Annotated in this window: 11 protein-coding genes; 6 read left to right on the top strand and 5 right to left on the bottom strand. The window is 59.0% G+C overall.

Features of this window, described 5'->3' with window-relative positions; translation table 11 throughout:
- Window positions 1-22: 22 nt before the first annotated feature.
- Window positions 23-1273 (bottom strand): peptide antibiotic transporter SbmA, encoded by a 1251-nt coding sequence (gene sbmA, locus ASB66_RS22240; RefSeq protein WP_060719924.1) that lies wholly within the window; start codon window positions 1271-1273, stop codon window positions 23-25.
- 168 nt (window positions 1274-1441) lie between these two features.
- Complete coding sequence (locus tag ASB66_RS22235; RefSeq protein WP_060719925.1) at window positions 1442-2653, bottom strand: YbfB/YjiJ family MFS transporter; 1212 nt, start codon at window positions 2651-2653, stop codon at window positions 1442-1444.
- A 198-nt stretch (window positions 2654-2851) separates the two neighbouring features.
- Between ASB66_RS22235 and ASB66_RS22230 the strand changes: the two genes are divergently transcribed.
- Window positions 2852-3082, top strand: a complete 231-nt coding sequence (locus ASB66_RS22230; RefSeq protein ID WP_060719926.1) for a hypothetical protein — start codon at window positions 2852-2854, stop codon at window positions 3080-3082.
- A 48-nt stretch (window positions 3083-3130) separates the two neighbouring features.
- Here ASB66_RS22230 and map read toward each other — a convergent pair whose 3' ends face one another.
- The 3 genes from map to glpK form a co-directional block, all read right to left on the bottom strand.
- Window positions 3131-3880 carry a type I methionyl aminopeptidase gene (gene map / locus ASB66_RS22225; RefSeq protein WP_060719927.1) on the bottom strand — a complete coding sequence of 250 codons (750 nt, stop codon included), beginning with the start codon at window positions 3878-3880 and terminating at the stop codon, window positions 3131-3133.
- 39 nt (window positions 3881-3919) lie between these two features.
- Complete coding sequence (locus ASB66_RS22220; RefSeq protein WP_060719928.1) at window positions 3920-4978, bottom strand: LLM class flavin-dependent oxidoreductase; 1059 nt, start codon at window positions 4976-4978, stop codon at window positions 3920-3922.
- Between the two features lie 205 nt (window positions 4979-5183).
- Entirely contained in the window at window positions 5184-6677 is a 1494-nt protein-coding gene (gene glpK, locus ASB66_RS22215; protein ID WP_114386933.1) for a glycerol kinase GlpK, read from the bottom strand.
- A 268-nt stretch (window positions 6678-6945) separates the two neighbouring features.
- Between glpK and ASB66_RS22210 the strand changes: the two genes are divergently transcribed.
- From ASB66_RS22210 to ASB66_RS22190, 5 genes are all read left to right on the top strand, one after another.
- Window positions 6946-7716: a 3-hydroxybutyrate dehydrogenase gene (locus tag ASB66_RS22210; RefSeq protein ID WP_060719930.1), complete on the top strand. Its 771-nt coding sequence runs from the start codon at window positions 6946-6948 to the stop codon at window positions 7714-7716.
- 30 nt (window positions 7717-7746) lie between these two features.
- Entirely contained in the window at window positions 7747-9219 is a 1473-nt protein-coding gene (xdhA, locus tag ASB66_RS22205; protein ID WP_060719931.1) for a xanthine dehydrogenase small subunit, read from the top strand.
- A 264-nt stretch (window positions 9220-9483) separates the two neighbouring features.
- Window positions 9484-11829 carry a xanthine dehydrogenase molybdopterin binding subunit gene (gene xdhB, locus ASB66_RS22200; protein WP_060719962.1) on the top strand — a complete coding sequence of 782 codons (2346 nt, stop codon included), beginning with the start codon at window positions 9484-9486 and terminating at the stop codon, window positions 11827-11829.
- A complete protein-coding gene (xdhC, locus tag ASB66_RS22195) occupies window positions 11826-12629 on the top strand; it encodes a xanthine dehydrogenase accessory protein XdhC (protein WP_081089183.1) in 804 nt (267 codons plus the stop codon). The genes xdhB and xdhC overlap by 4 nt, the downstream gene beginning before the upstream one ends.
- Window positions 12630-12693: 64 nt before the next feature.
- Complete coding sequence (locus ASB66_RS22190; protein WP_060719932.1) at window positions 12694-14430, top strand: tetratricopeptide repeat-containing sulfotransferase family protein; 1737 nt, start codon at window positions 12694-12696, stop codon at window positions 14428-14430.
- Window positions 14431-14670: the final 240 nt, after the last annotated feature.

Below are 14670 nucleotides of genomic sequence, written 5' to 3'. Positions count from 1 at the left end.
AAGACTGCCCACTTAAGGATTTTTAATCACTGTCTTGCCGCGCAAGATATCGCTGATCAATTTGCGGCAATGGTTCATCCTGGATTGCAGCCTCAAATGCCTTCAAGCGCTTTTGAATAGAAAGAAGCTCAACAATGGTTGTCCAGGAATTGGCAAGGTATTGCAGGGAAGACGTAACCTGTCCGAATGCTCCCGATATCTGGTTCAACAACCCAAGGGTAATTGTGCCTGCGACAAATGACGGTACGAGAACCGCAACAGAAAATATCGTGTCCAAATTCAAATAGAAATACCGAGCGACATTGAAATAAATATAATGGAAATAGTAACGAAAATAATTGCGCCGGACTGCATCGAACAGACCCTTCATCGTCTGCAACTCTGCACGGTCCGCATGGTCTTCACCGTATACAAGTTCTTTACGATACGCAGCTTCTACACGTTGATTACGAAACTCAAGCCCCGGCAATTTAATACCGACCAAAGCAAGAAGAGCAGTACCGAAAGCAGACCATAAAACCGCAGCGAAGACGAGTGGATAAGGGATAGCTCCGACCAGGGGCAATTCCTTAACATTTTCCGAAAGCCGTATTAGCAGCGGAGTGAACGCGATCAGCGTCATAACGCTGCTGATGAGGCTCACACCTAAACTTTCGACAGTCGTTGCAAAGCGCATCGTATCTTCCTGAACGCGCTGTGAGGCACCTTCGATGTGACGCAACTTTGGCCAGTTCGCCATGTAAAAGTCCGTCATAGCGATGCGCCAGCGAAAGATATAATGACTAACGAAAAACCGAGTTAGAACGGAAACAGCCACTGCAAGAAAAGCAATTTCAAGAAAAACAATAAATTGTGAATAAAATTCACTTGCAGCGACCGGGCGCGATTTTGATACAGCTGCCTGTATCAAATCACCAAACGGCCCGTTCCAAGTATTGATCGCAATGCTGACTTGAACCTGGAAATAGACAGTAAAAAGAACGATTGCGGAGCCAACCACCGACCACCGTTGCCATGGATGCGGCGATGCAACTGCCCAAGCCCCGGCAAAAATAGCGACAACCGCAGCAAAGTAGATGTAAAACCAAATAAAATCAGGCGCCCAGAAAATCGAAACACCTACTGTTGGTTCGGCACCTTGAGCCTGAGATGCAAAGCCCAAGTGAGTACCAAGTTGTTCACCCGCGCCATACCAAAATGCGATGGCGAGCATCGCCCACAGCACAGCGGTTGGAAAAAACAATTTCGGTTTGGGGAAGAATGAGTGAAACACGGGGTCTCGCTTTCCTGAAGATATGGTCGTGGCCGACTTTACAGCGCCGTGCAAAAACCGGTTCTTAACTTTCGGTCCGATGCAGCAGCGCGGCAAACTATGCCAGAAGCCGCAGTGCAGCAATGGTGGGAATACCACCTTAACGATTTGTAATCGCTGCAAAGGTCTTCAGACCGTCTTTCTCCACAGGCTTGCGGCCAGAATGAGGCTGACAAGCAATACAGCGCCCGCAACAAGGCTTGGCAGCGCAAAGCTGCCGCTGATGGCGGCAAGCCAGCCGGCGACCAGAGGTCCGATCGTCTGCCCGACGCCGAAGGCGGCCGTCATGATCGACAGCGCCTTGCGGGGACTGGCTGGCGCAAGGGCTCTGGCCAGGCGAAGGCCATAAGCCGTGATCGTCATGAAGGTAAAGCCGAGAAGTGCCGCTCCGATGAGCGGGGCAGCCATGCCCGCCAATACAACCGAGGCAAAAACCCCAATGGCTGCCAGAAGCAGGGCAAGGCTGTAGGCGCCCGCCAGTCCAAGCCTATCCAGCACGGGACGCCAGACAAACAGCGAGGCCGCCGCCATGATGCCCGCCAGAAACCACGCCAGAAATTCCGCCACCGGCCCCGCATTGGCAATGCGGGCCATGGTGACGATGAACGTAGCCGTCACCACATAGCCGAAGCCGAACAGGCCATAGGAGGCAAACAACAAAAGAAAGGGCCTGCCCCAGGAGAGCGGCGGTTCCTGCTCGGCCCTCACCTCAGTTTTACGCACCCGTGGCAACAGCAGGCTGACGACAAGGAAGACAACAAAGGTCAGTCCCGCCCCGGCCAGCCAGTCCAGCCGCCACCCTGCGGAGGCGGAGGTGCCAAACAGGTGCGGCCCAAACAGGTGTGGCAATGCGTAGACCATCAGGGACGACGCGGCGATCCCCAGGCCTACCCCGCCGAAATGGGTGGATTGCGCATATTCACCACCATGAAGGCTGGCATGGGCACTGATATAGGCAAGCACGATGGAACTGGTGAAGATCATCGCGAAGGCACTGGCCACGCCCGCCAGAAAGCGAATGAGCATGAACATTCCCACATGCTGCGTCAGCGCCATGGCGGCCAGAAGCAGGCTTGTGGCCAAAAGCGAAGACAACGCAATCAACCTTTCGCGCCCCGCCGCCCAGCCTTGGCCGGCAAGCACGGCTCCGAATAGATAGCCAAGGAAATTCGCCGCTGCGATCAGGCCCGCATCGGCGGGCAGAAGATGAAGATCCGTCATCATCCCCGGCAGAATGGGCGTGAAGGAAAACCGGCCAAAACCCATGGCCGCAGCCAAGGCCAGCGCACCGGCAAGAGCGGTGAATGGGAGATTGGCATGTCTGGGGGGCGTGAGCATCATGGGCTGCTTATCGCACTGCCGCTTTGGCCCAACAAACCAAAAATACTGATTGAGCCATCAAAGGAAGTAGGGACTCCCGGGTTCCCCGCCATCCTAAAAAATGCCCGGTCGTGCTTCAAGTCGACAGTTTCTTATCGCTAAAGCTTGCTGAAACCGCAAAAATCGCTAGTGGAGGGAGAAAATTCCAAGGAGTGCATTATGAGCGACCTCAGCCTGCAACAGGCCATCGACAATATCTACACCTCGATCAACAACGATAACGAGGAGATCGATGTGCATATCGCCGCTCTCAAGGCCGCCATGGCACGCGAAGGCGCCAAGGAAGCGGTGTTTGAGGCGGCAAAGCTTGCGCAGCCGAATCGTCAGGGCCGCAAGATCATGCAGGCCTATTTCAAGAAAAAGGGCGTTGCGGTCAGCTTTGCAAGCTGACACCATATTTGAATGGACGACGAAAAGTCATTGAAATGACTTTTGGTATCACTCCACCATCGTCAAAATCAGCGGCCCATTGCGGGTCGCCACCACCGTATGCTCGAATTGCACGGTCGGCGCTTTCGGGTCGCTGTAGAGCGTCCAGGGATCATCGCCATCCTCGGCCCACTGACCGCCCAGCGACAGGAAAGGCTCGATGGTGAAAACCTGGCCTTCCTGCATGATTCTTGTTTCGTCCGGGTCGGCCCAGGTGGAAAGCTCGCGCGGCTCCTCATGCAATTCGCGGCCAATGCCGTGGCTGGCAAGGTTGGCAATCAGCGTATAGCGGTTCTTGGCGGCGAAGGCACCGATGGCATTGCCGATACTGGCAAAAGGCGCACCGGTCTTGACCTGGGTGACGCCGAGAAACAGCGCCCGCTTGCCATCACGCAGCAATTTTTCGATCTTCGGCTTACCCGGCGGTACGATGAAGGATGAGCCGGTATCGCCGAAAAACCCATTTTTGACGCCGGAAACATCGATATTGACCAGATCGCCCCGGGCAATCACCCGGTCACCCGGAATGCCGTGGGCCACTTCCTCATTGACGCTGATGCAGGTGGCACCGGGAAACTGATAGCAAAATTCCGGCGCCGATTGCGCGCCATTGTCTTCCAGCACCTTGCGGCCAATCAGGTCCAGTTCGCGGGTGGTAATCCCCGGCTCCAGCGCCGCACCCATGGTTTTCACGGCCAGCGCGCAAAGAGTGCCGATCTCCTTCAGGTGCTGGAGTTCCTCGTCGCTGGAGATGATCATTGTTGGACTTTCATGAGCGTTTGCGGATTTTGCCGCTGCTTACGCCCCCGCCCCGACCGGCGTCAAGTCATGGCCAAGCTCTTGCCGCACCAATGGCGCAACCTTGGTGCCATAAAGCTCGATACCGCGCATGATATCCTTGTGCGGCATCGGGCCGATGGCCATTTGCAGCAGGAAGCGGTCGTTTTTGAACAGAGCGTGATGGGCGACAATCTTTTCGGCCACCGCCTCCGGGTCACCGACGAACAGTGCCCCATGCGCACCGCGCATCGCGTCATACTGGCCCCGGTTGGTCGGCCCCCAGCCGCGCTCGCGGCCGATCCGGTCCATCACCTGCGCCTGTGGTGCGTAGAAAATGTCAGCCGCCGATTGGGTCGTGTCGTGGATGAAGCCGTGCACATTGATCGAGGTTTTCAAGGCGGTCGGATCGACCCCGGCCTTCGCCCCGCTCTGCCGGTAAAGATCGACCAGCGGCGCAAAGCGGCGCGGCTCGCCGCCGATGATGGCAATGGCCAGCGGCAGGCCGAGATAGCCAGCCCTGGCCACCGATTGCGGCGTACCACCCACCGCGATCCACAGCGGCAGCGGGTCCTGCAACGGTCTGGGGTAAACGCCCCGGGCCTGGATCGGCTTACGAGTCTCGCCTTCCCAGGTGACGGTCTCGTTATCGCGGATCTCCATCAGCAATTGCAGCTTTTCGGCAAACAAAAGATCATAATCATCAAGATCATAGCCGAACAACGGAAAGCTTTCGATGAAGGAGCCGCGCCCGGCCATCATCTCCACCCGACCATTGGACAGAAGATCGACGGTGGCAAATTGCTGGAACACCCGCACCGGATCATCGGAACTCAGCACCGAGACCGCGCTGGTCAGGCGAATATTTTTGGTCTGCACAGCAGCGGCGGCCAGAATGGTGGCGGGCGATGACGCCATGTAATCGGGCCGATGGTGTTCGCCAAGACCGAAGACATCCAGCCCCACCTCGTCCGCCAGCCGGATTTCCTCCAGCAGATCATCCACCCGTCGCTTGGCCTCCAGCCCCTTGTTGGGGGCATTGGGATCGACATCAGCGAAGGTATAAAGGCCAAGTTCCATGGATCGCATCCTCAGTTGTTCGCCAGGCAGGTAAGTGCAAATGAGCCGCTTGGCAAACCCTGGGATGAGAACGCAGCGTTCAATGAATGGGAGTTTGAAGCAAGATCAAGCCTCGGCGCAGGCCAAAGCCTCAATAAATACCTATAGAAATCAATGTCTTTCCATAGACTTTTGATTCATTGCGGAACCAACCTGAATCATTTTCTCAATCCGCCGTCAGCGTCCGTCTGACTGCATCCCGCCAGCCTCTGAGCTTTTCCGTACGGGTCTCGGCATCCATGACCGGCTCAAACCGATGGTCGCGCGCCCAGGCACGGGCGAAAGCATCCATGCCGGGCCACAGACCGACACGGCTGGCCGCGAGGAAAGCAGCACCGAGTGCTGTCGTCTCAATAACAGACGGGCGATCGACCGGCGCGTCCAGCAGATCGGCCAGCCGCTGCATCGTCCAGTCGGAGGCCGCCATGCCGCCATCGACGCGCAGCACCATATCGTCCTCGCCATTCTGCCAATCCTTGTGCATGGCATCCAGGAGATCGCGAGTCTGGTAGCACACGGCTTCCAGCGCGGCGCGGGCCAGTTCCGCCGGTCCGGTATTGCGGGTCAGGCCGAACAGCGCGCCGCGTGCATCCGGGTCCCACCAGGGCGCACCGAGACCGGTGAAGGCCGGCACCAGATAGACCGGCTGGCCGGGATCGGCTTCAGCCGCCAGCCGTCCGGTTTCCGCCGCATCACCAATCACTTTCAATCCATCCCGCAGCCATTGCACGGCCGCACCGGCAATGAAGATCGAGCCTTCCAGCGCATAGGTGGTCTTGCCATCCATCCGGTAGGCAATGGTGGTCAGCAACCGGCTTTTCGACACCACCCGGTCCGCGCCGGTATTGAGCAGCGCGAAACAGCCGGTGCCATAGGTGGATTTGACCATGCCCGGCGCAAAACAGGCCTGTCCAATGGTGGCCGCCTGCTGGTCGCCCGCCACGCCAAGGATCGGTACCGCCGCGCCGAATACCGCCTTGTCGGTCACGCCGAAATCGGCGGCGCAATCCTTCACCTCAGGCAGCATGGCGGCGGGGATGTTCAATAGCGCCAGCAATTCCTCGTCCCAGCCATGGTCGGCAATGTTGAAAATCAGCGTGCGCGAGGCATTGGTGGCATCGGTAACGAAGCTTTTGCCGTCCGTCAGCTGCCAGATCAGATAGGTATCAACGGTGCCGAAACATAGGCCACCCTCGGCTGCCCTGGCACGGGCGCCCTCGACATGGTCGAGCAGCCAGGACAGTTTGGTGCCGGAGAAATACGGGTCGAGCAGCAGGCCGGTCTTATTGGTAAATGTTGCCTCCAGCCCGTCGCGCTTCAGCGTTTCGCAAAACGCCGATGTGCGGCGATCCTGCCAGACGATGGCGTTGTGGATTGGCTTGCCGGTGTCTTTGTCCCAGACCACAACGGTTTCCCGCTGGTTGGTAATACCAATGGCGGCAAGGTCACCTGCCGTGATCCGGGCGCGGGCCAGCGCATCGTGGATAGAGTGGATAACACTGTCCCAGATGGCTTCCGGGTCATGCTCCACCCAACCCGATTGCGGGAAGATCTGCGGAAACTCCTTCTGACCCGTGCCGACAATCCGCATCGCCCCATCAAACACGATGGCACGGCTCGACGTCGTTCCCTGGTCAATCGCCAGCACAAAACCGCCCATGATACTCCTCCCAGAGTTTTCGCTTTCTTTCGCTTTAATCAAAATACGAAAGTTTTACGCCAAGTCAAAACTGAAAATGAAAAACAAACGAAGGCACAAAGCCTCTGTTTCCTCATCCCCATCTGTTGTTGGTTTTCATCGCTATGTGATGACACAGGGCAATTGCATAGAACAGGGGTTTGGGCATAGGTTTAACCTTGCTGCGACGCAACCAACCGCTTCGCTACACGGCCAAACCAGAAAAATTCATCGCACAGGGAGTTACGCCATGACCAGGACTGTCGTTATTACCGGTTCCACCAGCGGCATCGGGCTTGGCATTGCCCGCGCCTTTGCGGCGGAAGGCGCCAATGTGTTGATCAACGGTTTCGGCCCGCTCGGTGAAATCGAGTCGATCCGCAAGGAGCTGGAAGCGGGCGGCGGCAAGGCGCTCTACCACCCCGCCGACATGACCAAGCCCAAGGAAATCGCCGAACTGGTGGAAACCGCCATCGCCGAATTCGGTGGCATCGATGTTCTCGTCAACAATGCGGGCATTCAGCATGTCGCCCCCGTTGAGGAGTTTCCCATAGACAAATGGGACCAGATCATCGCCATCAACATGTCCAGCGCCTTCCACACCATGCGCGCCGCCATCCCGGCGATGAAGGCGAAAAAATATGGGCGGATCATCAATATCGCCTCAGCCCATGGCCTGGTCGCTTCGCCGTTCAAATCCGCCTATGTCACCGCCAAGCACGGCATTCTCGGCATGACCAAGTCGGTGGCGCTGGAAGTGGCGCAAAGCGGCATTACCGTCAACGCCATCTGCCCCGGCTATGTGCTGACGCCGCTGGTGGAAAAGCAGATTCCCGACACCGCCAAGGCGCGCGGCATTGCCGAAAGCGAGGTCAAGGATGTGATGCTGCATCTCCAGGCCACCAAGGAATTCGTCACCGTTGAGGACATTGCCGCCATGACGCTGTATCTTGCCAGCGATGCGGCAAAACAGGTGACCGGCACCAGCCTATCCATCGACGGCGGCTGGACGGCGCAGTAAACTTTCCAACGCATCGCTCAAAGGGCCATCATGACCAACCGCATCCGCTTTCTGCTCAACGACCAGCCCGTGACGCTTGATAGCGCCGACCCGACCGGCACGCTGCTGGATTATCTGCGTCTGGCAAAGCGGCTGACCGGGTCAAAGGAAGGCTGCGCGGAAGGCGATTGCGGGGCCTGTACGGTATTGGTCGGGCGGCTGGTGAAGGGCGCGTTGCGCTATGAGGCAGTCAATGCCTGCATCCGCTTCATCGGCTCGCTCAACGCCAGCCATGTGGTAACGGTCGAGCATCTGGCTGCCAAGGATGGCACCTTGCATCCGGTGCAGCAGGCCATGGTCGACTGCCATGGCTCGCAATGCGGGTTCTGCACCCCCGGTTTCGTCATGTCGCTCTACGGCTTGTGGCTGACCAGCGAAGCGCCCAGCCGGGCCGAAATCGAGCGGGCTTTGCAAGGCAATCTCTGTCGTTGCACCGGCTATGAGCCCATCGTCAAGGCCGCCGAGCAGATGGGCCTCACCCGGCCCTCAGCGCTGTTCGATCCTCTGGCACGGGAACGCGAGCAGATCATCGCCACGCTGGAGGCCATGACCAGCACCGATACCATCGCCCTGGAAGGCGACGATGGCCGCAGCCTGATCGTCCCCAACAGCGTCGAGGCGCTAGCCAATGTGCTGGCGGCTCACCCCAAGGCAACGATTGTTGCCGGTGCAACCGATGTCGGTCTGTGGGTGACGAAGCAGATGCGGACGTTAAGCCCCGTGGTGTTCATCAACCATCTGGAAGCCTTGCAGGAAATCACGGTCGATGAGACCGGCATCACCCTTGGCGCAGGTGTCAGCTACAGCGCCGCCTTTGACTGTCTACGGACTGAAATCCCCGCCTTTGGCCGGTTGATCGAGCGGATCGGCGGCCAGCAGGTGCGCAATATGGGCACGATTGGCGGCAATATCGCCAATGGTTCGCCGATTGGCGATACGCCTCCGGCCCTGATTGCCCTTGGCGCGACGGTGACACTTCGGTCCACCTCCGGGACGAGAACCTTGCTGCTGGAAGATTTTTTCATTGAATACGGCAAGCAAGACCGCCAGCCAGGCGAATTTGTCGAGAGCATTTTCGTAAGCGCCCACAAGGCCGGAAGCGACTTTGCTGTCTACAAGATTTCCAAGCGCCGCGATGAGGATATCTCGGCGCTTTGCGGTGCTTTTTATCTGGAGAAGGATGCGAGCGACCGCGTCGCCAGCATCCGCATCGCCTTTGGCGGCATGGCCGGAACACCGAAACGGGCGCGTGCCGTGGAAGCGGCTCTTGTTGGCACGATCTGGAGCCGAGAGAGCATTGAGGCTGCCCGCCCCGCCTTCGATGAAGATTACCAGCCGCTGACCGACTGGCGGGCCAGCGCCGATTACCGGCAATTGACGGCCAAGAACCTGCTGACGCGGTTCTTTTTGGAAACATCCGGCGAGAGGCAGGAATTGGAACGGTTTGCGGTGGAGAGGGTTTGATAGGTATGAACATCTGGCATTTGGCTTCGCCCCCCTCATCCGGCTGCCGCCACCTTCTCCCCGTTGGGGAGAAGACGCAGACTGCAAGCGCCTTGTTCGTATGGCAACCGTTTAGAATTCGGCATTTCACTGGGAGCAAGGCATCACCACTCGTCTCTTCTCCCCCGCGGGGAGAAGGTCCCGGCAGGGGGATGAGGGGGGCGAAGCCACGTGACCGAATAAAAACAGCGGCGGTTTCAAACACTGATGCAAGGAACCAACCCCATGGATAAGGCCCTCTTCACCACCACTGCCGCCATCCAGGGTCCGATGCATCAATCGCTGCGCCATGATTCAGCCCATAAGCATGTAGCCGGAAGTGCCGAATATATCGACGATATTCCAGAACCCGCTGGCCTGCTGCATGGCGCGCTCGGGATGGCGGATCGCGCCCATGCCGACATTCTCTCCATCGATCTGTCCGCCGTCGAAGCCTATCCCGGCGTCGTCGCAGTGTTGACGGCCAGCGACATTCCCGGCACCAACGACGTCTCCTCCGGCGGGCGGCATGACGAGCCGTTGATTGCCACCGACAGGGTGGAGTTTCACGGCCAGACGGTTTTTGCCGTCATCGCCGAGACCCGCGACGCGGCCCGCAAGGCGGCACGGCTGGCCAAAATCGAATACCGCGACCTGCCCTTCTGGACAGATATCGATGCCGCACTGGAAAACGGCGCGCCGCTCGTCACCCCAGGCATGGTGCTAAAGCGCGGCACCCCAGAAACTGAGCTGGACAAGGCCGAACACCGGCTGCAAGGCGCGATGCGGATCGGCGGCCAGGAGCATTTCTATCTGGAAAGCCATATCGCGCTTGCCATTCCCGGCGAAGACGATGATGTCACCGTCTGGTCCTCGACCCAGCATCCGTCGGAAATCCAGCATATCGTCGGCCATGTTCTGGATATTTCCTCGCATGCGATCACCGTCAATGTGCGGCGCATGGGCGGCGGCTTCGGTGGCAAGGAAACCCAAGGCAATCAGTTTGCCGCACTGGCCGCATTGGCTGCCAAGAAGCTCAACCGGGCTGTGAAGTTTCGTCCGGACCGTGACGAAGACATGAGCGTTACCGGCAAACGCCATGATTTTAAAATGGATTTCGACGTCGCCTTCGATGGCGATGGCCGTATCCACGCCATAGAAGCCAATTTCGCCGCCCGCTGCGGCTATTCCTCGGACCTGTCCGGCCCCGTCACCGACCGGGCGCTGTTTCACGCCGATAGCAGCTATTTCTACCCGCATGTGAAGCTGACCTCTCAACCGCTGAAAACCCACACGGTCTCCAACACCGCCTATCGCGGTTTCGGCGGGCCGCAGGGCATGCTGGGGGCAGAACGGGTGATCGAGGAAATCGCCTATAGCCTGGGCAAAGACCCGCTGGAGGTCCGCAAGGCTAATTTCTACGGCGAGATGGGTTCAGGCCGCGACCTGACGCCCTATCATCAGCAGGTCACCGACAATATTATCGCCCGCGTGGTCGAGGAGTTGGAAACCGCCTGCGATTATCAGGCACGGCGCGCCGCGATCCTCGACTTCAACAAGACCAGCCCGGTGATCAAAAAGGGCATTGCGCTCACGCCGGTCAAGTTCGGCATTTCCTTCACCATGACCGCCTTCAATCAGGCGGGCGCGCTGGTGCATGTCTATCAGGACGGCTCCATCCATCTCAACCATGGCGGCACCGAAATGGGCCAGGGCCTTTATACCAAGGTGGCCCAGGTGATTGCCGATGGCTTCCAGGTTGATATCGACAAGGTGAAGATCACTGCCACCACAACAGGCAAGGTACCGAATACCTCGGCCACCGCCGCCTCTTCCGGCTCTGACCTGAACGGCATGGCCGCTTATGATGCCGTGCGCCAGATCAAGGAGCGGTTGGTGGCGTTTGCTTCGGAAAAATGGGGCGTGTCGCAGGCTGACGTGGTGTTTCTGCCCAATCGTGTCAGGGTTGGCGGTGAAGAGATTGCTTTCCCCGATTTCATCCGCCAGGCCTATTTCGCCCGCGTCCAGCTTTCGGCTGCCGGTTTCTACAAGACACCGAAAATCCATTGGAACCGGGAAACCGGACGCGGCACACCGTTCTATTATTATGCCTATGGCGCGTCCTGCACCGAAGTCTCGATCGATACCCTAACCGGCGAATATCTTATCGACCGCACCGATATTCTCCACGATGTCGGCAAATCGCTCAATCCGGCCATCGATATCGGCCAGATCGAAGGCGGCTTCGTGCAGGGCATGGGCTGGCTGACGACGGAGGAATTGTGGTGGGACGGCAAAGGGCGGCTGCGCACCCACGCGCCCTCTACCTACAAGATCCCGCTGGCCTCCGACCGGCCGAAAATCTTCAACGTCAAGCTGGCGGACTGGGCGGAAAATACCGAACTCACCATTGGCCGTTCCAAGGCGGTTGGTGAACCGCCCTTCATGCTGGCCAATTCGGTGCTGGAGGCGATCTCCATGGCGGTGGCAAGCGTGGCCGATTACCGGTTCTGCCCGCGCCTCGATACACCAGCCACGCCGGAGCGGGTCTTGATGGCGGTCGAGCGGTTGAAGGAGGCACAGCGCGCGTGACTGATCTTTCCGGCGCAGTGCTTGCCGCCTTCCTGTCGCGCCATGCTGACTGTGTGGCGGTGACTGTCACTGAAGCCAAAGGCTCAACCCCCCGTGAGGCCGGTGCGCTGATGGTGGTGGCACGCCATCAGGTGCTTGGCACCATCGGCGGCGGACAATTGGAATATCTGGCGATTGAAAAGGCCCGCGCCATGCTGGATGCTGGCGAAGATCAGGCAGAGATGGATGTGCCGCTCGGCCCGGCCATCGGCCAATGCTGCGGCGGCTGGGTGAAACTGACACTTTCTCTCCTGACACAGCAGCGGCGGCAAGAGCTGCTGACCTTGGCGCAGCAGGCGTGGCAGGCATTCCCCCAGGTCTTCATTTTTGGCGCTGGCCATGTCGGGCTGGCGCTGGCCGCTGCCTTGGCACCACTGCCGTTTCGCACCCGGTTGATCGATGCGCGCGACGCAATTGATGGCGCGGTGCCAACCGGCATTCCGCTCGACCGCACGGCCATGCCGGAAGCCCATGTGGCGCAAATCGCGCCCGGCGGTGCTGCTGTCATCGTCACCCATGACCATGCGCTGGATTTCCTGATTGCCCGCGAAGCCTTGGCCCGCGATGATCTCGCATATATCGGCATGATCGGCTCTGCCACCAAACGCGCCAGTTTCGCCCATTGGCTGGAACGCGAGGGCGACAACTCGGCAATACTGGACCGGCTGATCCTGCCGATCGGCGCAAGCCCGATCAAGGACAAGCGCCCGCCCGTCATCGCCGCGCTGGTCGCCGCCGAATTGGTCAACCGCCTGCTGTAACCACAGCCTCACGCAGGGCTGATCTGCCATTCAGGTCCGGAATGGACATGAGAGAACGGACACGATGAGCGCCCTGGAAAAATTGCAGGCCCAGCGCCAAAAACTGGAACCGCTGCTGGCCATGGCGCGCCAGTATAGGCCAGCCGATCTGGCCAAACTGCCATCCGACGACCGCCGCAAGGCCGAGGATCTGCAACACATGGCCTGCAAGGCCGCACGCAATCTGGCCGAGATTTCAATCCATCTTCACGACCATGCCGGGGCAACGGAGCTTCTGCAGGCGGTCCTATTGATCCATGCCGACCCTTCCGCCCATAGCAGGCTTGCCGATCTGGCCCAGATCGACGGGCGCTGGCCGGACGCAATCAGCCATTATCAGGCCGCGATAGCAGCAGGCGGTCCGACTGCCGCGCTCTACAGCGCCCTTGCCTACTGCTTCAAACAGGCGGGCCGCCATCTGGAAGCCAATGAGGCCTACAATCTAACCCTCCACCAAGACCCGAACCATTTGGTCGCGCTGAATGACAAGAGTTTCCGCAGTCTGATTGCCGGTGATTTCAAGCAGGGTCTGGCGCTGGCGGAACGGGCGGTCAGCGTCCATCCCGGCGATCTCACCGCGCATTTTTATCTGGGCCAAGCGTTGCAGGGCGTCGGGAGGATGGATGAGGCAAAAGCGGCTTATCGCAAGGTGCTGGACCTCGATCCCACCCATGTCGATAGCTATTTGCTGCTGGGCATGTTGAGCCGCAGCCGGCCAGACGATCCAGATATCGCTGCCATGCAGGCCCTGCATGCAACGCTGGCCGATGAGCCCGCTCGGCGGCTGAAACTCGGCTTCGCGCTTTACAAGGCGCTGAACGATATCAGCCGATATGACGACGCCTTCACCTATCTCGAAGACGCCAACCGTGAACGGCGGCGGCAGTTTACCGCCTATACCATCGATCAGGATCTTGACCTGATGCAGGCGTTGCAAGCCCGGTTCACCGCCGATTTCGTCCGCTCAACGCAGGACAGCATCGCCAAGGCGGGATATCTCCAGCCGGAACGGCCGATCTTCGTGGTTGGCCTGCCGCGCTCCGGCACCAGCCTGACCGAGCAGATCCTTGCCAGCCACGCCGATGTCTACGGCGCCGGTGAGTTGGAAACGCTGAGCTATGCGATCACCGACGCTTTCTTCGAGCCAGACCGCCAGACATTGCGCGGCCCCGATAGCGTGACGCCCAAAGCCTTGGCCGATGCGGCCCGGCGCTATATCGTCCCGGTCCGTGAAAAGGCCGGAAACGCCCGTGTCGTCGATAAGATGCCGGTCAATTTCCTCTGGGTCGGCTTTATCAAGCTGATGTTTTCTGACGCCAGGATCGTCATCATGAAGCGCGATCCGCTGGCCAGCGGCTTTGCGCTTTATTCCAGCTATTTTCCAAGCGACGGCATGCAATATAGCTATGATCAGGCTGAGACCGCCCGCTATATCGCCGCCCAGCGGCGGCTCTGCGCCCATTGGCAGGCGCTATTTCCTGATGATGTGCTAGAGCTTGGCTATGAACAATTGACGCTCGACCAGGAAGCCGAAACCCGCCGCCTGCTGGCCTTTTGCGGCCTGCCCTGGGACGCGAACTGCCTCGACTTCCACAAGGCTGAAAGGGCTGTGATGACGCTGAGTAGCGCCCAGGTCCGCCAGGGCCTCTATAGCGGCGTCGATAAAAAGACCGCCCATTACCGCCATAGGCTAGGGCCGATGATCACGGGTCTGGAGGGCGCTGGCCTGATCAACGAAGAGCGCCTTGCAGCAAATGCCTAAGCCTGCTGGCGGGCAACCAGACGGTATCAGCGACCTGTTCAGGCAGCATATCATCAAGACCGACATCCTGCCTCAGATCCTCTGGTAAGTCTTGGCTTCGACGACGGTGTTTGGGACCAGAAAGACCGCTCATCATCCTGCTAAAAAGCTTCGCAACGAGGCATGACAATGCTTTCGCAGATGGCATAATGCTCCGCGCTCCCTAAAATCTATTGATGTGTGAGACCGGGCGGGCAGAGG

This window comes from Gillisella vitis (assembly GCF_001541345.2).
Lineage (GTDB): Bacteria > Pseudomonadota > Alphaproteobacteria > Rhizobiales > Rhizobiaceae > Allorhizobium > Allorhizobium vitis.
Note: the sequence above shows the minus strand (reverse complement) of the source record. Positions and strands in the feature narration are given on the sequence as shown.

Bases quoted from the DNA above. Each gene is read 5' to 3' on its own strand.
- ASB66_RS22235 (WP_060719925.1), bottom strand. From the start codon at position 2,653: ATGATGCTCACGCCCCCCAGACATGCCAATCTCCCATTCACCGCTCTT.
- glpK (WP_114386933.1), bottom strand. From the start codon at position 6,677: ATGGGCGGTTTTGTGCTGGCGATTGACCAGGGAACGACGTCGAGCCGT.
- ASB66_RS22190 (WP_060719932.1), top strand. From the start codon at position 12,694: ATGAGCGCCCTGGAAAAATTGCAGGCCCAGCGCCAAAAACTGGAACCG.
- map (WP_060719927.1), bottom strand. From the start codon at position 3,880: ATGATCATCTCCAGCGACGAGGAACTCCAGCACCTGAAGGAGATCGGC.
- ASB66_RS22220 (WP_060719928.1), bottom strand. From the start codon at position 4,978: ATGGAACTTGGCCTTTATACCTTCGCTGATGTCGATCCCAATGCCCCC.
- xdhA (WP_060719931.1), top strand. From the start codon at position 7,747: ATGACCAACCGCATCCGCTTTCTGCTCAACGACCAGCCCGTGACGCTT.
- ASB66_RS22210 (WP_060719930.1), top strand. From the start codon at position 6,946: ATGACCAGGACTGTCGTTATTACCGGTTCCACCAGCGGCATCGGGCTT.
- xdhB (WP_060719962.1), top strand. From the start codon at position 9,484: ATGGATAAGGCCCTCTTCACCACCACTGCCGCCATCCAGGGTCCGATG.
- ASB66_RS22230 (WP_060719926.1), top strand. From the start codon at position 2,852: ATGAGCGACCTCAGCCTGCAACAGGCCATCGACAATATCTACACCTCG.